This is a genomic window from Bradyrhizobium sp. UFLA05-112 (assembly GCF_053572325.1).
Genome location: NZ_JBANBK010000010.1, coordinates 29261 through 52799 on the forward strand (window position 1 = coordinate 29261; position 23539 = coordinate 52799).

General features: G+C 63.6%; 19 protein-coding genes. 11 read left to right on the forward strand and 8 right to left on the reverse strand.

Features of this window, described 5'->3' with window-relative positions:
* Positions 1-347 precede the first annotated feature (347 nt).
* The gene (locus tag SO180_RS08140; protein WP_449378295.1) at positions 348-1712 is read left to right on the forward strand and encodes a metallophosphoesterase family protein; all 1365 of its coding nucleotides are present in this window, start codon (positions 348-350) and stop codon (positions 1710-1712) included.
* Between the two features lie 354 nt (positions 1713-2066).
* Here SO180_RS08140 and frc read toward each other — a convergent pair whose 3' ends face one another.
* The 3 genes from frc to SO180_RS08155 all read right to left on the reverse strand — a co-directional run bounded on the left by frc (position 2067) and on the right by SO180_RS08155 (position 6002).
* Positions 2067-3344 (reverse strand): formyl-CoA transferase, encoded by a 1278-nt coding sequence (gene frc / locus SO180_RS08145; RefSeq protein ID WP_449378296.1) that lies wholly within the window; start codon positions 3342-3344, stop codon positions 2067-2069.
* A 154-nt stretch (positions 3345-3498) separates the two neighbouring features.
* On the reverse strand, positions 3499-5232 hold the full coding sequence (gene oxc, locus SO180_RS08150; RefSeq protein WP_449378297.1) for an oxalyl-CoA decarboxylase: 1734 nt from the start codon (positions 5230-5232) through the stop codon (positions 3499-3501).
* A 74-nt stretch (positions 5233-5306) separates the two neighbouring features.
* The gene (locus tag SO180_RS08155; protein WP_051389613.1) at positions 5307-6002 is read right to left on the reverse strand and encodes a GntR family transcriptional regulator; all 696 of its coding nucleotides are present in this window, start codon (positions 6000-6002) and stop codon (positions 5307-5309) included.
* A 340-nt stretch (positions 6003-6342) separates the two neighbouring features.
* Here SO180_RS08155 and SO180_RS08160 point away from each other — a divergent pair, with 340 nt between their 5' ends.
* The 7 genes from SO180_RS08160 to SO180_RS08190 all read left to right on the forward strand — a co-directional run bounded on the left by SO180_RS08160 (position 6343) and on the right by SO180_RS08190 (position 15766).
* The gene (locus SO180_RS08160; protein WP_449378298.1) at positions 6343-8472 is read left to right on the forward strand and encodes an acetate--CoA ligase family protein; all 2130 of its coding nucleotides are present in this window, start codon (positions 6343-6345) and stop codon (positions 8470-8472) included.
* A gap of 167 nt (positions 8473-8639) precedes the next feature.
* The gene (locus SO180_RS08165; RefSeq protein WP_449378299.1) at positions 8640-9491 is read left to right on the forward strand and encodes an IclR family transcriptional regulator; all 852 of its coding nucleotides are present in this window, start codon (positions 8640-8642) and stop codon (positions 9489-9491) included.
* Between the two features lie 119 nt (positions 9492-9610).
* Complete coding sequence (locus SO180_RS08170) at positions 9611-11413, forward strand: adenine deaminase (RefSeq protein ID WP_449378300.1); 1803 nt, start codon at positions 9611-9613, stop codon at positions 11411-11413.
* A gap of 152 nt (positions 11414-11565) precedes the next feature.
* A complete protein-coding gene (gcl, locus tag SO180_RS08175) occupies positions 11566-13356 on the forward strand; it encodes a glyoxylate carboligase (protein ID WP_449378301.1) in 1791 nt (596 codons plus the stop codon).
* Between the two features lie 13 nt (positions 13357-13369).
* On the forward strand, positions 13370-14155 hold the full coding sequence (gene hyi / locus SO180_RS08180; protein WP_449378302.1) for a hydroxypyruvate isomerase: 786 nt from the start codon (positions 13370-13372) through the stop codon (positions 14153-14155).
* A 218-nt stretch (positions 14156-14373) separates the two neighbouring features.
* Positions 14374-15261 carry a 2-hydroxy-3-oxopropionate reductase gene (locus tag SO180_RS08185; protein ID WP_449378303.1) on the forward strand — a complete coding sequence of 296 codons (888 nt, stop codon included), beginning with the start codon at positions 14374-14376 and terminating at the stop codon, positions 15259-15261.
* A 118-nt stretch (positions 15262-15379) separates the two neighbouring features.
* Entirely contained in the window at positions 15380-15766 is a 387-nt protein-coding gene (locus SO180_RS08190; protein ID WP_449378304.1) for a DUF1236 domain-containing protein, read from the forward strand.
* 57 nt (positions 15767-15823) lie between these two features.
* Here the strand turns inward: SO180_RS08190 and SO180_RS08195 are convergent, their stop codons facing one another.
* Positions 15824-16426, reverse strand: coding sequence for a thiamine pyrophosphate-dependent enzyme (locus SO180_RS08195; protein WP_449378305.1), 603 nt, complete (start codon positions 16424-16426; stop codon positions 15824-15826).
* A gap of 8 nt (positions 16427-16434) precedes the next feature.
* Positions 16435-16995 (reverse strand): thiamine pyrophosphate-binding protein, encoded by a 561-nt coding sequence (locus SO180_RS08200; protein ID WP_449378306.1) that lies wholly within the window; start codon positions 16993-16995, stop codon positions 16435-16437.
* A gap of 257 nt (positions 16996-17252) precedes the next feature.
* Between SO180_RS08200 and SO180_RS08205 the strand changes: the two genes are divergently transcribed.
* Together SO180_RS08205 and SO180_RS08210 are read left to right on the forward strand one after the other, a co-directional pair.
* The gene (locus SO180_RS08205) at positions 17253-18302 is read left to right on the forward strand and encodes a hydroxyacid dehydrogenase (protein ID WP_449378307.1); all 1050 of its coding nucleotides are present in this window, start codon (positions 17253-17255) and stop codon (positions 18300-18302) included.
* Between the two features lie 126 nt (positions 18303-18428).
* The gene (locus tag SO180_RS08210) at positions 18429-18641 is read left to right on the forward strand and encodes a hypothetical protein (RefSeq protein ID WP_283036214.1); all 213 of its coding nucleotides are present in this window, start codon (positions 18429-18431) and stop codon (positions 18639-18641) included.
* An 18-nt stretch (positions 18642-18659) separates the two neighbouring features.
* Here the strand turns inward: SO180_RS08210 and SO180_RS08215 are convergent, their stop codons facing one another.
* From SO180_RS08215 to SO180_RS08225, 3 genes are all read right to left on the reverse strand, one after another.
* Entirely contained in the window at positions 18660-19220 is a 561-nt protein-coding gene (locus SO180_RS08215; protein ID WP_449378308.1) for a GNAT family N-acetyltransferase, read from the reverse strand.
* A 19-nt stretch (positions 19221-19239) separates the two neighbouring features.
* Positions 19240-21597, reverse strand: a complete 2358-nt coding sequence (locus tag SO180_RS08220; RefSeq protein WP_449378309.1) for an Orn/Lys/Arg family decarboxylase — start codon at positions 21595-21597, stop codon at positions 19240-19242.
* A gap of 65 nt (positions 21598-21662) precedes the next feature.
* Complete coding sequence (locus tag SO180_RS08225) at positions 21663-22142, reverse strand: Lrp/AsnC family transcriptional regulator (RefSeq protein WP_254096171.1); 480 nt, start codon at positions 22140-22142, stop codon at positions 21663-21665.
* A 143-nt stretch (positions 22143-22285) separates the two neighbouring features.
* Here SO180_RS08225 and ald point away from each other — a divergent pair, with 143 nt between their 5' ends.
* On the forward strand, positions 22286-23401 hold the full coding sequence (gene ald / locus SO180_RS08230) for an alanine dehydrogenase (RefSeq protein ID WP_449378310.1): 1116 nt from the start codon (positions 22286-22288) through the stop codon (positions 23399-23401).
* Positions 23402-23539: the final 138 nt, after the last annotated feature.

A 23539-nucleotide genomic window follows, 5' to 3' on the forward strand; every position in this document is an offset into this window, starting at 1 on the left:
GGGCCCGGTGCCGCAGGAATGAAAATCTCTCCGATCGCACGGCGTCAGCAGAGTCTGACTAGATGGACTGACAGCACGCAGTCGGCCACGGCCGGATCGGGAGACCGGAGTTGGTCCGCCAACCGATTGTCGCGGGCCTAGCCGGGGTTTGGCGCGAGTCGTAAGGGCAGACCATTGCCATCCAGGAGAGCGTGATCTTGCTGGTTAATCCGCCCTGGCGCTTTCGGGGCAAGGCGGACATCGGCTAACCAAACCCGCCGCTACATTTCTCGAAATGAGCCGTTGCTGCCCTCAATGGAAGTCGCCATGCTCCGAGCCAATCACCGCACTGGAGGGTCACCAATTCCGTGAATAGTTTCATTCCCGCGATTCTTCCGCGCGGCAAAGGGCACCAGTTTGTCTTGTATGGCGACTCCTGTTCGGGCGTCCCAGGTGCATTGCACGAAGAGACCTTCGCCTCGGTCAACGCAGTTGTTCAACGTCTGCAGCCGCAGCCCGAATTCATTCTCTTTCCAGGCGATGAGATCATCGGCCTAACGCCGGATGCGGACGTTCTGCGCGCGCAGTGGCGACATTGGTTCGACACGGAAATGGCGTGGCTCGACCGTGCGGCTATCCCCATCTGGCACACAACCGGAAATCATACGACCTACGACCTGATGAGCGAGGCGGTGTTCCGCAGCTTTCTTAATTTGCCGAATAACGGACCGCCAGGGCAAGCTGGTCTCTCCTATTTCGTACGGCGCGGCGAGCTTTTGATGGTATTCGTCAACACGCTCTGGAGCGGGCTCGGAGGTGAGGGCCATGTCGAGATCGACTGGCTCGAAGCAACGCTGAGAGCTCATGGCGATGCCCGACATAAGCTCGTTCTTGGTCATCATCCGGTGTTTCCCGTCAATGGCTTTGCCGGCGCCTATCAGCGCGAGATCGGCCACGAATACGCTCGTCCGTTCTGGGACGTTCTTGTGAACGAAAACGTCCTTGCCTACCTGTGCAGCCACATCCTTGCTTTCGACGTGCAGGCGCACAGCGGCGTCCTGCAAATCTGCACCGCAGGCGCCGGAACGGCTCACAGAATGCCGGAAGGCGTTGAATATCTGCACTGCGTCCAGGCCGCGCTTGACGAGCAGGGCCTGCGTTATCAGGTGCTCGATACCGGCGGCGCCGTAAGGGAGAGGATGGAATGGCCGCTGCCCAATCCAGATCCCGCCCTGTGGAGGCAACTGCCGCTCGGAGAAGTGGAAGCGATGTTCAGTGGACGTGTGCCGAGCGGATCCAGGATTGAGCTGCGACTGGCAGGGCAGAGCGCCACGATCGACGTTGCATCGGCGCAGACAATCTTCACGGCTTTCGCGCCAAGCTCAATCGCGCCGTTCTGGTTGGGACTTCGGGGGCCGAAGCAAACCCTGACAGCCATCGTCGGTCGTGATCCGGGGCGCAGTCCGTCCTATTGGTTTGGACCTGATCTTGCAGGAGGTGAAAGTTTCGATATCCACGTCCTCATCTATCCGGATATGGGCCCTGGCGGCTTGCTGTACCGCCACCACACCACGCCGTATTGGTCGTCCTTCGACTCTGCGACCGCGCGAGGATTAGAGCAGCTTTCTTGGCCTCAGCGTTGGGCCATCGGTCAGGGACAGAGCGGCAGTGAAGACCGCCCGTTTAGAGGTACAGCGTTGAATCTCCAAATCGTGCCGACAGAGACTTCATGAGCTGCGCCGAACCGAGCCGACATGAAATTCAGATCTTTTTGCAGGGGCGTGGCGCCAAGCAGCGGCCGGGCACGTGGTGCAAATCGCACTAAGGTGCGTCCGCCTTGTGCGGATGTCGTGACGTTTGCGGACATCAGGCGGGGGAAACTCTGCGATGGTGAACTTTTGCCACTGATTTGCCCGACGCGTCAAGCGATTTCGTAAAATCAGCAGGCCGTGTGCGGGCGATCCTCGGCTACTTTGCATGGGGTTGTTTTTCAGATTTTGATGGAAGCCCCGAAGCGGGAAATCGGGTACACAAAAAAGGGCCGCCTCAACAGACGGCCCTTTCGTTTCTCGTCCAAGCGCTTCCGCTTACTCCGCGGCCTGCTTCTGCGGCGGATCGAGCGCGCCGGACTTGTGGATGTCGGCGACCTGGTGATCCGAGAAGCCGAGCACGCTGCGCAGGATCTCGTCGGTGTGCTCGCCGAGCAGCGGCGAGCGCTGCACGTCGCTCGGTGAGTCCGACAGCTTGATCGGGTTGCCGACCGAGATGTACTTGCCCCGCGTCGGATGGTCGACTTCGACCACGGTGCCGGTAGCGCGCAGCGACTGGTCTTCGGCGATCTCCTTCATCGACAGGATCGGGCCGCAGGGGATGTCGTCCTTGTTGAGGATCTCCATCGCCTCGAACTTCGTCTTCGTCATCGTCCACTGCTCGATGCGGGCGAAGATCTCGTTGAGCCGCGGCAGGCGGGCTGCGGGCTTTGCGTAGTTCGGATCGGTCTTCCAGGTCGGCTCGCCGATCACGTCGCAGATCTTCTCCCAGACCGGGGCCTGGGTGATGAAGTAGATGTAGGCGTTGGGATCGGTCTCCCAGCCCTTGCACTTCAGGATGCGGCCGGGCTGGCCGCCGCCGGAATCGTTGCCGGCGCGCGGCACGGCATCGCCGAACGGAATGCCTTCGCCGAACTGGCTGTACTCCTTGAGCGGACCGTGGGCGAGGCGCTGCTGGTCGCGCAGCTTGACGCGCGCGAGGTTGAGCACGCCGTCCTGCATCGCGGCCGTGACGCGCTGGCCCTTGCCCGAATGCGTGCGCTGATAGAGCGCGGTGACGATGCCGAGCGCGAGATGCAGGCCGGTGCCGCTATCGCCGATCTGCGCGCCGGTGACGAGCGGCAGGCCGTCGCGGAAGCCCGTGGTCGAGGCGGCGCCGCCGGTGCACTGCGCGACGTTCTCATAGACCTTGCAGTCCTCGTACGGCCCGGGACCAAAGCCCTTGATCGAGGCGACGATCATCTTCGGGTTGATCGCCTGAATCTTCTCCCAGGGGAAGCCCATGCGGTCGAGCACGCCGGGGCCGAAGTTCTCGACCAGCACGTCGCACTTCCTGATCAGTTCGGTGAGAACCTCCTTGCCCTTGGGGTTCTTGGTGTCGAGCGTGATCGAGCGCTTGTTGTGGTTCAGCATGGTGAAATACAGGCTGTCCACGTTCGGGATGTCCTGGAGCTGGCCGCGGGTGATGTCACCGACACCCGGACGCTCCACCTTGATCACGTCGGCGCCGAACCATGCCAGCAACTGCGTGCAGGTCGGCCCCGACTGGACGTGGGTGAAATCGAGAATGCGAACGCCCGTGAGCGCCTTGGTCATCGTGTCTGCTCCTTTTACTATTTGTTGCCGTCATGCCCGCGAAGGCGGGCATCCAGTATTCGCCGTCAATTCAGTCGGGCTCAGCGTTCGCCATCAGGGATGGTCCGGCGATTACTGGGTTCCCCGCCTGCGCGGGGAATGACCCGGTCGGTGCTCACTTCTTCTTCTGCAAGACGCTCTGCGGATTGAGATTGCCGATGCGGCCGCTCTCCGAGCCTGCCGCCGGATCGATCACCGCGTTGATCAGCGTCGGCTTGCCCGAGCTGATGGCCTCGTTGACTGCGCGCTTCAGCTCATCCGGCGAGGTCGCGTTCACGCCGACGCCGCCAAAGGCTTCCATCATCTTGTCGTAGCGTGCGCCCTTGACGAACACGGTGGTCGCGGGATCTGCGTTGGCGTTGTTGACGTCGGTGCCGCGATAGATGCCGTCATTGTTGAAGATGACGACGCAGATCGGCAAATTGTAGCGGCAGATGGTCTCGACCTCCATGCCGGAGAAGCCGAAGGCGCTGTCGCCTTCCACCGCGAGCACGGGGTTGCCGGTCTCGAGCGCGGCAGCAATCGCCTGGCCCATGCCGATCCCCATCACCCCCCAGGTGCCGACGTCGAGACGCTTGCGCGGCTTGTACATGTCGATGACGCCGCGGGCGAGGTCGAGCGTGTTGGCGCCCTCGTTGACGAGGATCGCGTCCGGATGCTCCTTGATGACGTTCTTCAGCACGCCGAGCGCGCCGTGATAGTCCATCGGCGACTTGTTGTTCATGAGCTTCGGCGCCATCTTGGCGACGTTCTCTTCACGCTTGGTCGAAACAGCCTTGGTCCATTCGGACGGCGGCACGGTCCAGCCCGCAGCCATCGCCTGGTTGAAGGCGGAGACGACGGAGCCGATGTCGCCGACGACCGGCGCGACGATCTCGACGTTGGAGTCCATCTCCTTCGGCTCGATGTCGACCTGGATGAATTTCTTGGGCGCTTCGCCCCAGCTCTTGCCCTTGCCGTGCGAGAGCAGCCAATTGAGCCGCGCGCCGATCAGCAGGACGACGTCGGACTCTTTCAGCACCGTCGAGCGGGCGGCTCCAGCGCACTGCGGATGGGTGTCGGGGAGGAGGCCCTTGGCCATGCTCATCGGCAGGAAGGGGACGCCGCTCTTCTCGACGAAGCTCTTGATCTCCTCGTCGGCCTGCGCGTAGGCAGCGCCCTTGCCGAGGATGATGAGGGGACGTTTCGCGCTCTTTAGAACATCGAGCGCGCGCTTGACCGACGCAGGCGAGGGGATCTGTGCGGGCGAAGCATCGATCACCTTGACCAGCGACTTCTGGCCGGCATCGGCGTTCATGACCTGGCCGAACAGCTTGGCCGGCAGGTCGAGATAGACGCCGCCGGGACGGCCGGAGACCGCGGCGCGGATGGCGCGAGCCAGACCAATGCCGATGTCCTGGGCGTGCAGCACGCGATAGGCCGCCTTGCACAGCGGCTTTGCGACCGCAAGCTGATCCATCTCCTCATAGTCGCCCTGCTGGAGGTCGACGATCTCGCGCTCGGAAGAGCCCGAGATCAGGATCATCGGATAGCAATTGGTGGTGGCGTGAGCCAGCGCAGTGAGGCCATTGAGGAAGCCGGGCGCGGAGACGGTGAGACAGACGCCGGGCTTCTTGGTGAGGAAACCTGCGATTCCCGCCGCGTAACCGGCGTTCTGCTCGTGACGGAAGGAGATCACGCGGATGCCCGCGGCCTGTGCCATGCGGCCCAAATCCGTGATCGGGATGCCCGGCACATTATAGATGGTGTTGATGCCGTTCAGCTTGAGCGCGTCGATGACGAGATGAAAGCCATCCGTCAATTCCTGCTCGGTGCCCGGTGCTTCGGACTTGGTCGCGGTATTCAGCATGGGCCTTGTCTCCCTGGTCTCAAGGTCGTTGGGGCGAATTGTTCGCCCTTCTGGTGAAGTTGCTGGCTCAACAGCTACGTGAATAGTTCCTGGCCATGCGCTTCGACGTAAGCCGCAAGGCCAAGGGTGTGATCGCGAGCGCGCTTCTCGGCGAGCTCGGTGTCGCGCGCTTCCAGCGCTTCGATGATGCCGAGATGCTCGGGCAGCGAGGTCGCGGTACGGTCCTTCCGTCCGATCGTCAGTTGCCGGTAGCCGCGCACGTGCAGCAGAAGGTCGTTGGTGAGGTCGACCAGGATCGGCGATTCCGACAGCGAGATCAGCGCCTGGTGGAAGGCGATGTTGGCGCGCGAATATTCCTCGATGTGATCCTCGGGTAGGCGATCCTTGCCGAAATCCTTGAAGTAGTCGCGCAGCGCCGAAATGTCCTTCTTGCGCGCGGTGGTGGTGATCAGGCGCGCCGCCATGCTCTCCAGCGCCGCCCAGGCGCGGATCATGTCGACGATCTCGCTCTTGGTCCTGCGCACCACCATGATACCCCGGCGCGGCACGGTCTTCACAAAACCGTCCTGCTCGAGCATCGCGATCGCTTCGCGGATCGGCGTGCGGCTCACGCCAAGGCGTTCGGACAGCGCGCGCTCGTCCAGCATCACCGGCTCGGGCGTCGAATAGATGTCCATCTTGAGGATCGCTTCCTTCAAGGCGTCATACGCCTTGTTCTTGAAGCTGCTCTCCGGGGCAATACGGACGATTGCGAGATCTGCCTCGGCCATGTTGGGCGATGCCTTGATTTGCTTCACGACGATTCTCCTCCTCAGGGGGAGTCGTCTTTTACAGGAATATTTACCGAAATGTTTTTGGCATACCACATGCCAGAATGTCAAGCTGCCTATTTTTTGCGGCGTTCGGACCCATCCCCCGCCTTGACAAGTTGGCTTCTGGCATACCAAATGCCATCGCCAGCCATTTTTGATCCAAACCGGCGGAATAAACTCGGGCTTTCTGCCCCTCCGTTCCGCGGCATGGAACAAGGCGCGGCGAATGGCAAGCATCACGGGCAGCCGCAATGTGCGCGCCTTGCAAAGCAAGATCTGAGGTCAAGGGAGAAACCACATGTCGAATTCCAAAGATGCCGTCCGCAGGGTGCTTGACCAGGTCAAGGCGGACAACCGCACCAGCCTGACGGCCCCCGAAGGCAAGCTCGTCTGCGATGCCTACGGCATTCCGGTGCCGAAGGAGGGGGTCGCGAAGTCGGCCGGTGAGGCCGGCAAGATGGCTTCCTCCATGGGCTTCCCGGTCGTGATGAAGATCGTCTCGCCCGACATTCTCCACAAGACTGAAGCCGGTGGCGTCATCGTCGGCCTCAAGACGGCGCAGGATGCCGAGAAGGCCTACGAGACCATTCTCTCCAATGCCAAGAAATACAAGGCTGACGCCAAGATCGAGGGCATCCAGGTGCAGCAGATGCTGGCTGGCGGGACCGAGGTGATCGTCGGCTCGATCACCGACGGTTCCTTCGGCAAGCTGGTCGCCTTCGGCCTCGGCGGCGTGCTCGTCGAAGTGTTGAAGGACATCACCTTCCGCCTCGCGCCCGCAACCAGGGAGGATGCGCTGTCGATGCTCGACGGAATCCAGGCGCATGAGATTCTGAAGGGCGTTCGCGGTGGCGAGCCGGTGAACCGCACGGCGCTTGCCGACGTCATCGTCAAGGTCTCGCAGCTCGTCACGGACTTCCCGGAGATCATCGAGCTCGACCTCAACCCGGTGTTCGCGACCCCAAAGGATGCGATCGCCGCCGACGTGCGCATCGTCGTCGACTTCGCCTACAAGCCAAAGCCGAAGCCGCGCCCGACCGAAGAGATCGTCGCGGCCATGAACCGCATCATGCAGCCGAAGGCGGTTGCCGTGATCGGCGCCTCGGCCGAAGACGGCAAGATCGGCAACTCCGTGATGAAGAACCTCGTCAACGGCGGCTACAAGGGCGAGATCATTCCGATCCATCCCAAGGCCCCCGAGATCCTCGGCTACAAGGCTTATAAGAGCGTCAAGGACGTGCCGGGCGTGATCGACGTCGCGGTGTTCGCGATCCCCGCAAAATTCGTCGCCGGCGCGCTGACCGAATGCGGCGAGAAGAAGATTCCGGGCGCCGTGCTGATTCCGTCGGGCTTCGCGGAGGCTGGCGCGCCGGAGCTCCAGGCCGAGATCGTCGAGGTCGGCAAGAAGTACGACATCCGTCTGATGGGGCCGAACATCTACGGCTTCTACTATACGCCTGCCAATCTCTGCGCGACATTCTGCACGGCCTATGACGTGAAGGGCCACGCGGCGCTGTCGTCGCAGTCGGGCGGAATCGGCATGGCCATCATCGGCTTCTCGCGCTCGGCCAAGATGGGCGTCTCCGCGATCGTCGGCCTCGGCAACAAGTCCGACATCGACGAGGACGATCTGCTCGCCTTCTTCGAGCAGGATCCGAACACCAATTTGATCGCGCAGCACTGCGAAGACCTCAAGGATGGCCGTGCCTTTGCGGAAGCCGCAAAACGCGTCTCCAAGAAGAAACCGGTCGTCGTGCTCAAGGCCGGCCGCACCTCGGCTGGGGCCAAGGCGGCGTCCTCGCACACCGGCGCGCTTGCCGGTAACGACAGGATCTATGAGGACGTCTTCAAGCAGTCCGGTGTGATCCGCGCGCGTTCGCTGCGGCAGCTGCTTGAGTTCGCCCGTGGCGTGCCGGTGCTGCCGACGCCGAAGGGCGAGAACGTGCTGATCATCACCGGCGCCGGCGGCTCGGGCGTGCTGCTGTCGGACTCCTGCGTCGACAACGGCTTGTCGCTGATGTCGATGCCGCCGGATCTCGATGCGGCCTTCCGCAAGTTCATCCCGCCGTTTGGCGCGGCCGGAAATCCTGTGGATATCACCGGCGGCGAGCCGCCGATCACCTACGTCAACACGGTGAAGCTCGGCCTCTCGGACGATCGCATCCACGCGCTGATCCTCGGCTACTGGCACACGATCGTCACCCCGCCGATGGTGTTCGCACGCAACATGGTCGAGGTGAAGAAGGAGATGGAGGCCAAAGGCTTCGTGAAGCCGATGGTTGCCTCGCTTGCCGGCGACGTCGAGGTCGAGGAAGCCGCCGAATATCTCTATCAGCACGGCATCCCGGCCTACGCCTATTCGACTGAGCTGCCGGTTGAGGTTTTGGGCGCCAAGTACAAGTGGGCGCGCGGGGCAGGGCTGCTCTGAGCGGTCTCTCCCTTGTCATCCCGGGGCGATGTAACGGAACCGCGCAAGCGCGGCCCGGAGCGTCGAACCCGAGATCTCGAGATTCCGGGTCTGGTGCGCCAGGCCCGGGCTTCGCGCAGTTTCGGCGCACCATCCCGGAATGACCAACGCAAAAGCGGCAGGTCGCGATGAGCAAGAACGTCATCCGGCGCAAATCGCTCGAGCCTCGATCACCATCGGAGGGCGACCACGACGCGCGCGACGGCGGCGTGCAGTCCGTCGACCGCGCGCTGTCGATCATCGAGACGTTGGCCGAGGACGACGAAGGCTATCGCCTGAGTGATCTCGCCGTCCGCACCGGATTGTCGGCCTCGACCGTGCACCGGCTGCTCGCAACGCTCGAAAGCCGTCGCTTCGTGCAGTTCGACCGCGTCGAGTCCAAATGGCACGTCGGCGTGCGCAGTTTTACCGTCGGCGCCAGCTTCGCGCGGCGGCGCAACTTCACGGCGCAGGCCATTCCCTACCTTCGGAAGCTGCGCGATCTCACCCGCGAGACTGCCAACCTCGCCGTGGTCGACGACGAGTTCATCATCGTGCTGACTCGCATGGAGAGCCGCGAGATCATGCGCTCGCTGACCAAGGTCGGCGGCCGCGTCGCGATGGTGACATCCGGTGTCGGCAAGGCGGTGCTCGCGACCTATTCGGACGAGGACGTCGGCGCAGTCATCCGGCACCACGGCATGCCGAGGCTCACGGAGAAGTCGATCGTCCGGCCGAGTGACCTGTTCAGGGAGCTCGCGACGATTCGCAAGCAGGGATATGCGGTCGACGACGAGGAGGCGGAGATCGGCCTGCGCTGCGTAGCGGCCGTGGTCTACAACGCGCTGACCGAGCCGCTCGCGGCGATCTCGGTCTCGGGCATGACCAGCCGCGTGACCGACACCCGCTTGCCCGAGATTGGTCGCATGGTGCGCGAGGTGGCCGCGGAACTTACCGCAGCGATGGGCGGGGTCGTGCCTCGGGCCGAGGATGGGGACTGAAGGTCGGGCTACTTTCGATGTGCCCAATGCGTAAGCAGGCGTGCCGTTTAATTTGAGCTTGCCCCTCGTGGCTGAGGGCGCAACCATCGCCGGGTCATTCACGCCTTGCGAGAGTCCCGATGACCCGACTGACCCGCTTTGCCGTCGCACCGCTGCATGAGATGACGCGGCGCCTTGCCGACGTTGCCTCCTCTCGCGTCGTGCCTGATCTCGTCGTCACGGGCGCGCGGGTGCTGTCGACCTATTCGGAGCGCGTCCACCCGGACCGCGAGGTCTGGATCACCGGCGGCCGGATCGCGGCGGTGAAACCGGCCGGTGCGGCTAGGAAGGTCTGGAGCAGTGTGAGGCTCTATGACGCCGCCGGTGGCATCATTGCTCCGGGGCTGGTCGATCCGCATATCCACATCGAATCCTCGATGGTGACGGCCTGCGCCTATGCGGAAGCGGCGCTGCTCAACGGCACCACCACGATCTTCTGTGACAGCCATGAGATCGGCAACGTCATGGACGTCGCCGGCGTCGAGGCGATGCTTCAGGACGCGCGCGAGGCGCCGCTGTCGATCTTTTTGACGGTGCCTTCGACCGTACCGGCGACGTCGGCCGAGTTGGAAACCGCTGGAGGAGACCTCACACCGGACAAGATCGCTGGCCTGTTCGACCGCTGGCCGGAAGCGGTGGCGCTCGGCGAGAAGATGGATTTCGTGCCGGTGACTATGGGCGACGAGCGCAGCCACGCGATCCTGGCCGCCGCGCTCAAGCGCGGGCGTCCCGTGTCCGGTCATGTCTATGGCCGCGAATTCGTCGCGGCCTATGCAGCATCCGGCGTCACTGACACCCACGAAGCAATTGATCGCGACATTGCCGACGATCTCCTTGATGCCGGCGTCTGGGTCTTCCTCCGCGGCGGGCCGCCGACCACGCCGTGGCACTCGCTGCCGCAGGCGATCCGCACCATCACCGAGCTCGGGGCCTCCCACAAGCGGACCGCGGTATGCACCGATGACCGCGACGCCGACGATCTCTTCCTGTTTGGCCTGGACTGGGTGGTGCGCGAAGCCGTGAAGGCCGGGATGTCGCCGGAGCAGGCCTGGTCGATGGGCTCGCTGCATGGCGCGACACGCTTCAACATGGAGGGTGAAATCGGCGGGCTCGGTGGCGGTCGACGCGCCGATCTCGTGCTAATGGACGACAATCTGAAGCCGCAATGCACCTGGTATGGCGGCGAGTTGGTGGTCGAGAAGGGCAAGATCACAGAGCTTCTCGATCAGGCGCTGTCGCAGCGCTATCAATATCCGAAGTCGGCCTATGCGACCGTGAAGCTGCCGGAACAGCTCACGCTGGTGCCGGAGCTTCCGGCGAAGGCTTGCACCGTCAACGCGATCAAGACCGCACTTCCCGGCATCATGCTCATCCACGAGAAGGTCAGAATCGAACCGGCGAAGGATTGGCCGACCCTGTTTGCGCGCCATGGCCTGTGCTTCGTGACGGTAGTCGAGCGCCATGGCAAATCGGCTGGCAACGTCGCCTACGGCCTCCTCAAGGATTTTGGCCTCAAGCGCGGCGCGGTGGCCTCCAGCGTCGGGCACGACAGCCACAACATCATCGTCGCCGGAACCAACGAAGCTGACATGCAACTGGCGATATCGGCCATCAAGCAGCAACAAGGCGGCGTCTGCGTCGTCGCTGATGGCAAGGTGAGGGCGCTGGTTCCGCTGCCGATCGCAGGACTGCTCTCGGACAAGCGTATCACTGAGGTGGCCGAGGAGGTGCGGGTCCTGAAGGCGGAATGGGCGCAAGCTGGCTGCACCATCCCCTATATGGGCTTCAATTTGATTCCGCTATCGGTCATTCCGGAAATTCGCATCACCGACAAGGGCCTCGTGCTGGTGCCGCAGATGGAGCTCGCGCCCTTGTTCGAGTAGCCGCTTTCATGCGTCGCTTGATGTAACCGATTGAGACCGCCGCGATTTTTCTGCGGCTGCCACATCGTGGAAAATAAAATCGATCTCGTTGAGCGCGGCCCGTGCGCAATCGATGATCACGCTCGAAGTGAGGCAACCGAGCGAGGTCCGATATGGCGAAGATGCGAGCCGTCGATGCAGCCGTGCGAATTCTGGAGAAGGAAGGCATCTCGACCGCCTTCGGCGTTCCCGGGGCCGCGATCAATCCGCTTTACTCGGCGTTGAAGAAGAGAGGCTCGATTCGCCACATCCTGGCGCGCCATGTCGAGGGCGCTTCCCACATGGCGGAAGGCTACACGCGGGCGAAGGCCGGCAATATCGGCGTCTGCATCGGTACATCAGGGCCGGCCGGCACCGACATGATCACAGGGCTCTATTCGGCGATCGCCGATTCCATTCCGATCCTCTGCATCACCGGACAGGCGCCACGGGCTCGGCTCTACAAGGAGGACTTTCAGGCGGTCGATATCGAATCCATCGCAAAGCCGGTGACGAAATGGGCGGTCACCGTGCGCGAGCCGGCGCTGGTGCCGCGCGTGTTCAGCCAGGCCTTTCACGTGATGCGCTCGGGGCGTCCCGGCCCGGTCCTGATCGACATGCCGCTCGATGTGCAGCTCGCCGAGATCGAGTTCGACGATGAGACCTACGAGCCGTTACCGGTCTACCGGCCGACCGCGACGCGCAAGCAGGTCGAGAAGGCGCTGGAGATGCTCAACGCCGCCGAACGGCCGCTGATCGTCGCGGGTGGCGGTATCATCAACGCCGATGCTTCCGACCTGCTCGTCGAGTTCGCCGAGACCGTGAACGTGCCTGTTGTCCCGACGCTCATGGGGTGGGGCGCGATCCCTGACGATCACGTGCTGATGGCCGGCATGGTCGGCTTGCAGACCAGCCATCGCTACGGAAATGCCACCATGCTCGAATCCGATTTCGTGCTTGGCATCGGCAATCGCTGGGCCAACCGGCATACCGGCTCGATCGAGACCTACACCAAGGGCCGCAAATTCGTGCATGTCGACATCGAGCCGACTCAGATCGGGCGCGTCTTCAATCCCGATCTCGGCATCGTCTCCGACGCGAAGGTCGCGCTGGAGTTGTTCGTCACCGTCGCCAGGGAGTGGCGCCGGACAGGCAGGTTGCGCGAGCGCCAGGCGTGGCCCGCGGCCTGCCGCGATCGCAAGCGTTCGATGCTGCGCAGAAGCCATTTCGACAACGTGCCGATCAAGCCGCAGCGCGTCTACGAGGAGATGACCAAGGCTTTTGGCCGCGACACCTGCTATGTCACCGTCATCGGCCTGTCGCAGATCGCCGGCGCGCAGTTTTTGGGCGTTTATAAGCCACGCAACTGGATCAATGCCGGGCAGGCCGGCCCCCTCGGCTGGACGCTGCCCGCAGCCCTCGGGGTGCGCGCTGCGTGTCCGGATCGCGACATCGTTGCGCTCTCGGGCGATTACGACTTCCAGTTCCTGATCGAGGAGCTCGCGGTCGGGGCGCAATTCAATCTGCCCTACATCCACGTCGTCGTGAACAATTCCTATCTCGGCCTCATCCGTCAGGCGCAACGCGGCTTCGACATGGACTATCACGTCCAGCTTTCCTTCGAGAATATCAATGCTCCCGAGCTCGGCGTTTACGGCGTCGACCACGTTGCGGTCGCCGAAGGCCTTGGCTGCAAGGCGATCCGCGTCACCGACCCCAGGGACGCGCAGGCCGCCTTCGCGACCGCGCGCGAGTTGATGTCCAAGCACCGCGTCCCGGTGGTGGTCGAGTTCATCCTCGAGCGCGTCACCAACGTCGCGATGGGCACCGAGATCGACAACATTGTCGAGTTCGAGGAGGTGCTTGACCTGCCGCTCGACGAGGTCGGGAGCACGCGCCCGGGCGTGCTGCAGCCGGCAGAGTAGGGAGGACAGCCTCGTGCCAAAATTCGCCGCCAATCTCACCATGCTCTTCAACGAGATGCCGTTTGTCGACCGCTTTGCCGCGGCGAAGTCGGCCGGATTCAGCGGGGTCGAATATCTGTTCCCGTATGATTTCGACAAGGCGCTGTTGCGCGAACAGCTCGACAGTCACGGGCTCACGCAGGTGCTCCATAATCTCCCGGCCGGTAACTGGGCGGGCGGCGAGCGCGGCATTGCGATCCTGCCTGATCGCGTCGCCGAATTCCGCGACGGCGTGTTCCGCGCCATCGATTATGCCAAAGCGCTTGACTGCGACCGGCTCAATTGTCTCGTCGGCATCGCGCCTGATGATGCCGATCCACGCGAGTTGAACGAGACGCTGGTCGGAAACCTGCGTTTCGCTGCCGCGGCGCTGGCGCGTGAAAACATCGAGCTGCTGATCGAACCGATCAACACCTTCGACATTCCCGGCTTCTTCCTCAACCGCACCGAGCAGGCGGTGCAGCTCATCTCCGATGTGCGCTCCAGCAACTTGTTCATCCAGTACGATATCTATCACATGCAGATCATGGAGGGCGATCTCGCCCGGACCATGCAGAAATATCTCGACCGCATCTCGCATATCCAGCTTGCCGACAATCCCGGCCGCCACGAGCCGGGCACGGGCGAGATCAACTATCCCTTCCTGTTCCGCCATCTCGACGCGATCGGCTATCGCGGTTGGATCGGCTGCGAATACAAGCCGCGCACCACGACGCTGGAAGGCATGTCCTGGCACGCGGCACAAACGTTCGAGACGTGAGGATATCGAAGCACGGTCACGGTGCGCTCCCTCTCCTGCTTGCGGGAGAGGGCTGGGGTGAGGGTGTCTCCACGACGGGGTTCATTGATGCGTGCTGCAGTAATCCCAAACGCAAGAGAACCCTCACCCGGCACTGCGTGCCAACCTCTCCCGTAAGCAGGAGAGGTGAGGCCGCCGCCCGTGGATCGGACGCCCAAAATTGAAAGGAAACGACTGACATGATCGATATCGGCTTCATCGGACTTGGCACCATGGGGCGGCCGATGGCCGGCCATCTCCTGGCGGCGGGCCATCGCCTCTTTCTGCACGACATCGCACCGATTGCGCCCACGCTGATCGCGGCCGGCGGCGTCGCCTGCAAATCGGCGAAGGAGGTCGCAGAAGAGGCGGATGCCGTCATCATCATGGTGCCGGATACGCCGCATGTGGAGGCCGTGCTGTTCGGCAAGGACGGTGTCGCGAGCGGCATCTCCAAGGGCAAGATTGTCGTCGACATGAGCTCGATCTCGCCATTGGCAACCAAGGAGTTCGCGAAGAAGATCGAGGCTCTCGGCGCCGATTATCTCGACGCGCCGGTGTCGGGCGGCGAGGTCGGCGCCAAGGCGGCGAGCCTCACCATCATGATCGGCGGTCCGGAGCGCGCTTTCAACACCATGAAGGCCGTCTTCGACAAGATGGGCAAAAACGTCACCCGCGTCGGCGCCAATGGCGACGGCCAGACCACGAAGGTCGCGAACCAGATCATCGTCGCGTTGACGATCGAGGCGGTGAGCGAGGCCCTGCTGTTCGCCTCGAAGGCCGGCGCGGATCCCGCGCTGGTGCGGCAGGCGTTGATGGGCGGCTTCGCCTCGTCGCGGATTCTCGAGGTCCATGGCGAGCGCATGGTGAAGCGCAATTTCGATCCGGGCTTCCGTATCGAGTTGCACCAGAAGGATCTCAACCTCGCACTCGAGGGGGCGCGCGCACTCGGGCTTTCGCTGCCGAGCACGGCAGTGGCGCAGCAATTGTTCTCGGCCTGCACCGCGCATGGCGGCAAGGCATGGGATCATTCGGGGATGGTGCGTGCGCTCGAGTTGATGGCGGGGCACGAGATCGCCGCGGCGTGAAACTGTTACGCAGTAACACTCTTTCGGATTGAGGCTCGTCGCGGTCACTTGGGAACCCGGAACTATCCCCGGGGTCCCGCGGTTGACCGCGCACGGACGAACAATCTGGAGAGAGGACATGAAGACAAGTCTTGTGATTTCGTTGGCTGCCGCTTCGCTGCTGGCGTCGAGCGCAGCCTTCGCGCAGTCGACCACCGCCGAGGGCGCTGCGAACGGCGCGCGGGCCGGCGGCGAGATTGGTGGTCCGGTCGGCGCGATGGTGGGCGGCACCGTCGGCGCGGCCGTTGGCGCCGGTCTCGAAATTCCGAATGCGGTGATTGGTGCGGTGCCGCGCTCCGAGCCTTCCGTCGTGGTGCATGAACGCGTGGTGGTCGGTGAGCCGCTGCCGCCGACCGTGGTGTTGCGCCCGGTGCCGAACTACAGGGAATATGACTATGCGGTCATCAACGACCGCCGTGTCATCGTCGAGCCGCGGACCCGCAAGGTCATCAGGATTCTCGAGTGATCGTCGCAAATGGAAGGCGAGGCCCCGCGGGCAGCTCTCCGCGGGGCCTTTACGCGTTTAAAGCGGCTGCCGCACGCCGAGGCCGTGCATGAAGCGCTCGCGGATCTGCACGGGGTCGCGGCGCGTGGTCCCGACTCCCGGCTTGTCGTCGATCCGCACCGCAATGAGGCTTGGTTCCGCGGCCGTCAACGACCCCTCGACCAGCCGCTCGAAATCCTCCTCGTCCGCGGCCCAGGCGCTGTTGGCAAGACCCGAACCGGTCGCGATTGCCACAACGTCGGCCACGTCAGCGGCCGGCGTCCGCTGCGAACCGGTGATCTGGTAGATACCGTTGTCCATCACGATCATGGTGAGGTTTTTCGGCTTGAGAGTTGCGATCGTCGTCAGCGCGCCGAGCTGCATCAGCAGCGAGCCATCGCCTTCGAGCCCAACCACGCGGCGTTCGGGCTGCGCCAGCGCCACCCCGAGCGCGATCGGGAAGGCGAGGCCCATGCTGCCGAGCATGTAGAAGTTTTGCGGGCGGTGGCCGGCGGCCCAGAGGTCGAAATTGGTGTTGCCGATGCCGCCGATCACGGCCTCCTCATTCCTGAGTTTCGCGAGCAGGCGCGAGGTGAGGTCGAAGCGGTTCATCACCTTGGTGTTGCGGGCGGTCGCGTTCATGACTGACCTCACTTGTCAAAAACCTTGCCGCCGGTGAGCAGCGGGTTGAGGATCAGCGCCACCGGCGCCTGTGTGGTGACCGCCTGCTTGATCGAGCGGTCGGCGATGAATTCGAGCTCGTCGAGCCGGGTGATGGTGTGATGCTCGAGCGCTAGCGAGTCCAGCACCGGCCGCATGGTGCGGCAGACCAGCGCCTGGCCATAGTTGAACTCGCCGAGCGTGCCGCGCTCGGACACGAACATGATCAGCGGGATTTGATAGGGCACGGCGAGCGAGGCCAGCACGTTCGCGAGCGTCGCAAAGCCCGAGGTCTGCATCAGCACGGCGCCCCGCCGTCCGCCCATCCAGGCGCCCGAGACGATGCCGACGGCTTCCTCCTCGCGCGCGGTAGCAAAGGTCATGAAGAAGGGATCGGCGTGCAGGGCCTTGATCAGCGGCGTCAGCACCCGATCGGGCACATAAGGCACCAGGCTGACCTCGTTCCGCTTCAGGGTTTGCAGCACGATGTCGTGCCAGCTTCGTTCGGTCGGTGACATCTGGGGCGGGGGCTGCTGCTCCGCGATCGTCATCTCGTCCTCCCTTCCGCCACATCTTCTTTGCTCTATGCAGCGGTGCTGCTTCGTAGGCGCCTTGGTGCCGAACTTGACGCGGTGGGCGGGATTGTCAACATGCCCGGACCGGCACGGTGGTCTGCGCTCGCTGCGCTGCCATGGCCGGCGTTGCCGTGTCATAAGCAACGACAACAAGAGCAACGGGAGGAGCATGGAAGGGGCGCAGTTCGCGCCACTCCTGCGATGCCTCCTTGTGAGGAGCCGGAAACATTTCGATGCCCGTCAACACCAAGCGCGTCTTCTACGTCAAGTATCTCGCACATCCGATCTACGTCGACGTCCTGAAGGCGCGGAGCGACGTCCGGATCGATCGCATCGAGAATGAAAGTCCCGAAGAATTCTACGCGCCGATCCTGGAGGCCGCGCACGTTTATCAGATCGGCGCTGCGCGCGACGAGCTCGCGCCGCATTTCCATGCCGAGGCCAGGCTGTTGAAGCGCGCGCCGAACCTCCTGATCGTTTCCTCCAACGGCGCCGGCTTCGATCCCGTCGACGTCGAGGCCTGCACGGCGGCCGGCGTGCTCGTCGTCAACCAATCCGGAGGCAACGCCCATTCGGTCGCCGAGCACGCGCTCGCGATGATGCTCACGCTGTCGAAGCGCATCATCCAGTCGGACCGCCGTCTGCGGCGCGAGCGCGACGTCAACCGCAACGATCTCATCGGCAACGAGGTTGGGGGCAAGACCGTCGGCATCGTCGGGCTCGGCAACGTCGGCCGCCGCATCGCCGCGCTCTGCAACACGCTTCTGGGCATGAAGATCCTGGCTTACGATCCCTATCTTTCGGCAGACGTGATGGCCGCGCGGGGCGGCGAGAAGGTCGATCTCGACGAGCTGCTGCGCCGGTCCGACTTCGTCTCGATCTCCTGTCCACTCACCAAGGAAAGCCGCGGCATGATCGGCGTGCGCGAATTTTCGCTGATGCAGCCGCACGCCTATTTCGTCACCACCGCGCGCGGTTTCGTCCACGATGAGGACGCGCTGCTCCAGGCCCTGCGCGACAAGCGCATCGCCGGTGCAGGTCTGGACGTCTGGTCCAAGGAGCCGCCGCCGCCCGAGCATCCGCTCCTTCAGTTCGACAACGTGTTGGCGAGCCCACACACAGCAGGCGTGACCCTGGAGGCCCGCCAGAACATGGGACGCATCGCCGCCGAGCAGGTCCTGGATGCGCTCGACGGCAAGCGGCCGCCGCGCATCATCAACCCCGAGGTCTGGTCGCATTACGCCGAGCGCTTCCGCGAGACATTTGGGATTACACCTGGATAGGGCGGGGCGACTGACGGATCGAGACGGCATGTGGCGGACCGGCACTCAGTTTGATCCCCCTCAAAATCTCCTTCCCATGAAAATGCAAAATGGGATTAGAGTGCTGCCGGGGTAGCAGGAGGTCCCATGTCACGCTATGTCGTCAGGTTCATGAAGGACGTGCTCGGTGAGTACGGCCGGCAGAGTGAGGTCTGCCAGGGAACCCTGGAAATCGACGCTTCCTGTGAAAGCGAGGCGACCGAGCAGGCCAAGCTGAAATTCTGCAAGGACCAGGCGTTGCATCACTGGTCCCTGCATGCGGATCGCATCCATGTGAAGGCTGCCGATTTTCCGTCTTGAGGCGGAGGTCCGGCGCATTCAGCGGCTGAGAATGGACGCAGGCGGTGCCGCGGTCGCGCCTGCGCCAAGCGATCGCTGCACCATGACGGTATCGGACCAGCGGCCGTAGCGGTAGGCGACCCCGCACAACAACCCGACCTGGGCAAAGCCGAATTTTTCATGCAGCGCCAGCGAAGGCGCATTGTCGGCGTCGATATAGCCGATCATCTGGCGGAAGCCCGCCGCGGCGCAGGCGTCAATCAAGTCCTTGAGCAATAGCCGTCCGACACCGCGACCGAGATGGTCGTGATGCACATAGATCGAGTGCTTGGCGGTGTAGCGATAGGCCGGCCGCTTGCGAAACAGCACGGCATAGGCATAGCCGATCACCTCGCCGCGCCAGGTCGCGACGAGGTGGGGGAGACGCGTCTGCCTCAGGTTCTTGCGCCGGTCGCGTAGATCGTCGGGCTCGGGCGCGCCGGTGCCCTCGACGTCCTTCGCCACGCCGTGGCGGACATGATGGCGATAGATCGCCAGCATCGCCTCGACGTCGCTGTCGCGCGAGGGCCGGACCAGGACCGGCTCATCGTCCGCGCACATTGCGCTTGTTTCGTTCATGCTACTCGGCCACCACGTAAGTATAGAGCCCGATCCGGCCGGCGGCGTCGACCTCCTTGTAGACGCCCTGGATCTCGACGTCGAAGCCCGGAAACGTGTTGAAGCAGGTCTCGAACATCTTGAGATAATCGATCATGGGTTTCGCGCGTTCCGTGAGCCGCTCGCCAGGCACGATGGTGGCGATGCCGGGCGGATAGACCACGAAAGGCGTAGTGGCGACCCGGCCAGCGATGGCCTCGATCGGCAGATAGTCGACGTCGTTGCGGATCAGGCAGCGTGCGGCTTCACGCGGCGACAGCGCGATCTCCGGAAGGTGCTCAGGCAGGAATTGACGCGCCTGGAGCGCGCTGACCTCGGCCTTGCGGAAGAACCGGTGCATGTCCGCGCAGAGATCGCGCAGTCGCACGCCGGCATAGCGCGCCTGCCGGCGCTGGTAGAATTCGGGGATGGCGTCCGCCAGCAGCGCATTGTCGTCGTGCAGCTTCTTGAACGCGACCAGCCCCGAGATCAGCGTGCCGGCCTTGCTCGCCTCGACGCCCGGCGTCAGCAGGAAGAGCAGCGAGTTGAGGTCGTTCTTCTCGGCAACGATGCGGTTCTCACGCAAGTACTGGGCGACGACGGGGGCGGGGATTCCATGCTCGGCATAGGTGCCGGTGGCACGGTCGAAGCCCGGCGTCAGCAGCGTCAGCTTGTTCGGATCGGTCATGGCAAAGCCCTCGGTCATGCCGGGGAAACCATGCCAGGCGCTGTCGGCGCCGAGCTGCCAAAGCGCGGGATTGGTTGCAAGCTCGTCGGTCGACAGCGTCTCCCATGCGACGTTGTGCGCCGCACCAGGCCGGCTCACGTCGGCAATGGCGACGCGGTCGGGAACGAACGGCTCGAAGAACCAGCGCCGCTCGGCGTTCTGTTCCTTCTCCTCGAACTCGCGGCGCATGGCGCGGATCTTCTTGCGCAGCTCGATGCCGAGGCGGATCGTGTCGTCCCACAGCACTTCGCCCGAGCGGCCCTTCATCATCTGCGCGCCGACGTCGAGGGAAGCGAACAGCGGATAGAATGGCGAGGTCGATGCGTGCTGCATAAAGCTCTCGTTGAAGCGGCGGTGCTCGACGCGCCGCTTCTGGCCCCGGATATGGCGGTCCCTGATGTGGATCTGCGACGCCTGCGAGAAGCTCGCGAGCTGCTTGTGGGTGGACTGCGTCGCGATGATTCCGGGTGCGTCCGGTGTCAGCTCCGACAAGCCCATGGCGAAGCGTCCGGCATAAAGTGGGTGGAATTTCATGAAGCCGGCCCAGGCCTCGTCGAACAGGATGTAGTCGCAGAGGTGGCCGATGCGCTTCAAAATCATCTCGGCGCTGTGGATGGTGCCGTCATAGGTGCACTGCTCGACGACCGCGACGCGGAACGGACGCTCCTTGCGCCAGGCGTCGCGATCCGTGACCAGCGGATGGTTGCGGATCGCCTCGCGCAGCGCCTTCTCGTCGAGCGCCTCCCAGCGCATCGGTCCGATCAGGCCCCATGCATTGCGAATGGTCGGCACGTAGACCGGTATGCCGCCATTGATCATCAGTGCGCCGTGATGCGCGGCCTTGTGATTGTTGCGGTCGAACAGCACGAGATCGCCGTCGGTGACGAGCGCGCCGAGCGCAACCTTGTTGGAGGTCGAGGTGCCGTTAAGCACGAAATAGGTCTTTTCCGCGCCGAAGATCTGGGCTGCTTCCTTCTGCGCTCTCAGCGCCGGTCCTTCGTGGGTAAGGAGATCGCCGAGATCGAGCACGGAATTGTCGAGGTCGTCGCGGAATACGGACTCGCCGAGATGCTCGACGAAGACGCGGCCGATCGGACTGCGGCTGTAGAACATGCCGCCATTGTGGCCGGGGCAGGTCCAGAGCTGATTGCCTTCCTCGGCGTAGTCGACCAGCGCTCCGAAGAACGGCGTCTTCAGCGTCTCGGCATATTGCTTGAGCCGGCTGATCAGGTTTTTTGCGATGAAGGGCGGCGTCTCCTCGGAAAGGAAAACGTAGCCGTCGATGAAGTCGAGTACCTCGACCGGCAGATCCTCGAACCGCTTCCGACGGATCAGGAGGATGATCGGGAAGTCGAGGCCGCGCCGCCGCATCAGGTTGATCAGGGCAGCGGTCTTACCCTCCAGCCCCTTCTTGCCCCAGTCGACCACCATGCAGCCGATGGCAGCGTCTGTCTGTACCGCGATCTCGGCGTCCTCCAGCTTGCGGGCCCTCACGACCTCGAAGCCGGAGCGCTGGATCTCCTCAATGATCTGGTTGAAACGGATGCCCTCGAGGTCGTCGGCATCGAACACTGGGGCGGCAAACAGGAAGTTGAAGCGCTTGAAATAGTCCATGGTGGGTCCCGAAGATGCGAAGCCAACAGCTCTCGGCACATTCGATGACAGTTCGATGACAGCGCTCAGCGCTTCATCTCGCCGAACACAACCGTCGGCACGGCCCGGTTGACGACTTCGCGCAGTGCGAAGCTCGATTGCACCCGGGCGACGCGAGGCAGGCGCGACAGCTCGGTGCGGTGAATGCGCTCGAAATCCTGGATGTCGCGCGCGAGCACGATCAGGATGTAGTCGTCGGTGCCCGACATCAGGAAGCAGCGCACGACGGAGGGGCATTTCACCACCTCGGCCTCGAAGGCCTTCAGCGCCTCCTCGCTCTGGCTCTCCAGCGCGATCCGTACCAACACCGTCGTGGTGAGGCCGAATTGCCCGAGATCGAGCGCGGCCTGGTAGCCGTGGATATAGCCGTCATCCTCCAGCGCCTTCTGCCGTCGCGCCAGCGCAGTGCTCGAGAGGCCAACCTTGTTGGCGAGCTCGGTGTGACTGGCTCGCGCATTGGTAGTGAGTTCCGCCAGGATGGCGAGATCTTTTCGGTCGAGGGCCAAGGTTTCGTTTCCAGCGTGGAAGGGGCGATCGACGCCGGAAACCGGCGTCCAGATGCCGAAACTAGCTGATATTTGCACGAAACCAAACCGGCACGGCCGCTAACATGAGGTGGAGAATCAAGACGTTAGGTAAGGAGCTCGCTATGCGCGTTGGTGTTCCCAGGGAGATCAAGGTGCAGGAATATCGCGTCGGGCTCACCCCGGGCGCAGTTCGCGAATATGTCGCGGCCGGCCATGAGGTCTGGGTTGAGGCCGGTGCGGGCGAGGGCATAGGTGCGTCCGACGACGTCTATCGCAAGGCGGGCGCCGCGATTGCGGACAGCGCGCGGGAGATCTTCGCCAAGTCCGAGATGATCGTGAAGGTGAAGGAGCCGCAGCAGAGCGAGTGGACACAACTTCGCGAGAACCAGATCCTCTTCACTTATCTTCACCTCGCGCCGGATCCCGCACAGACCAAGGGTCTGCTCGCCTCCGGCTGCACGGCCATTGCCTATGAAACCGTCACTGACGCGGGTGGCCACCTCCCTCTGCTCGCGCCGATGAGCGAAGTCGCCGGGCGTCTCGCGATCGAGGCGGCCGGCGCCGCGCTCAAGCGTTCGGCGGGCGGACGCGGCGTGCTGCTCGGCGGTGTGCCCGGCGTGCAGCCGGCGCGGGTCGTCGTGCTGGGCGGCGGGGTCGTGGGAACTCAGGCGGCACGCATGGCCGCGGGCCTCGGGGCGGAGGTCACCGTCATCGATCGTTCCATCCCGCGCCTGCGTGAGTTGGACGACATGTTCCTCGGGCGCGTGCGCACGCGCTTCTCCACGATCGAGTCCGTCGAGGACGAGGTGTTTTCCACCGATGTCGTGATCGGCGCGGTGCTGGTGCCGGGTGCGAGCGCCCCGAAACTGGTTACGCGTGCGATGCTCAAGTCGATGCGGCCGGGGGCCGTGCTGGTCGACGTTGCGATCGACCAGGGCGGCTGCTTCGAGACCTCGCGTCCGACGACCCATGCCGAGCCGACCTACGAGGTCGACGGCGTCGTGCATTACTGTGTCGCGAACATGCCGGGCGCAGTGCCAGTAACGTCGAGCCAGGCGCTGAACAATGCCACGCTGCCGTTCGGGCTGATGCTCGCGGCCAAGGGCTTTGCCGCCGTGCTCGAGAATCCGCATTTGCGCAACGGCCTCAACGTCTACCGCGGCCGCATCACCAACGAGGCGGTGGCGGAGAGTCTCGGTCTGCCATTCTCGCCGGTCGAGAGCAGCCTGGCGGCGTGAACGGTGCCGTCATATCGGGCTCGATGATCGCGCATTGGACAATGCGCCTTCTAAACAGTCACTCGATGTTAGTAGATCTCACAATGCGCTCGCTTCGTGTCCCGCGCAAATGTTCCTCGCGCGCGAGAAAAAAAACAT

Excerpts from the sequence above, each read along its gene's own strand:
- SO180_RS08200 (WP_449378306.1), bottom strand. The coding sequence starts at position 16,995 with ATGACGATCGCGGAGCAGCAGCCCCCGCCCCAGATGTCACCGACCGAA.
- SO180_RS08160 (WP_449378298.1), top strand. The coding sequence starts at position 6,343 with ATGTCGAATTCCAAAGATGCCGTCCGCAGGGTGCTTGACCAGGTCAAG.
- SO180_RS08170 (WP_449378300.1), top strand. The coding sequence starts at position 9,611 with ATGACCCGACTGACCCGCTTTGCCGTCGCACCGCTGCATGAGATGACG.
- gcl (WP_449378301.1), top strand. The coding sequence starts at position 11,566 with ATGGCGAAGATGCGAGCCGTCGATGCAGCCGTGCGAATTCTGGAGAAG.
- SO180_RS08195 (WP_449378305.1), bottom strand. The coding sequence starts at position 16,426 with ATGAACGCGACCGCCCGCAACACCAAGGTGATGAACCGCTTCGACCTC.
- SO180_RS08165 (WP_449378299.1), top strand. The coding sequence starts at position 8,640 with ATGAGCAAGAACGTCATCCGGCGCAAATCGCTCGAGCCTCGATCACCA.
- oxc (WP_449378297.1), bottom strand. The coding sequence starts at position 5,232 with ATGCTGAATACCGCGACCAAGTCCGAAGCACCGGGCACCGAGCAGGAA.
- SO180_RS08215 (WP_449378308.1), bottom strand. The coding sequence starts at position 19,220 with ATGTGCGCGGACGATGAGCCGGTCCTGGTCCGGCCCTCGCGCGACAGC.
- SO180_RS08210 (WP_283036214.1), top strand. The coding sequence starts at position 18,429 with ATGTCACGCTATGTCGTCAGGTTCATGAAGGACGTGCTCGGTGAGTAC.
- SO180_RS08185 (WP_449378303.1), top strand. The coding sequence starts at position 14,374 with ATGATCGATATCGGCTTCATCGGACTTGGCACCATGGGGCGGCCGATG.
- frc (WP_449378296.1), bottom strand. The coding sequence starts at position 3,344 with ATGACCAAGGCGCTCACGGGCGTTCGCATTCTCGATTTCACCCACGTC.
- SO180_RS08190 (WP_449378304.1), top strand. The coding sequence starts at position 15,380 with ATGAAGACAAGTCTTGTGATTTCGTTGGCTGCCGCTTCGCTGCTGGCG.
- SO180_RS08205 (WP_449378307.1), top strand. The coding sequence starts at position 17,253 with ATGCCCGTCAACACCAAGCGCGTCTTCTACGTCAAGTATCTCGCACAT.
- SO180_RS08155 (WP_051389613.1), bottom strand. The coding sequence starts at position 6,002 with ATGGCCGAGGCAGATCTCGCAATCGTCCGTATTGCCCCGGAGAGCAGC.
- SO180_RS08220 (WP_449378309.1), bottom strand. The coding sequence starts at position 21,597 with ATGGACTATTTCAAGCGCTTCAACTTCCTGTTTGCCGCCCCAGTGTTC.
- ald (WP_449378310.1), top strand. The coding sequence starts at position 22,286 with ATGCGCGTTGGTGTTCCCAGGGAGATCAAGGTGCAGGAATATCGCGTC.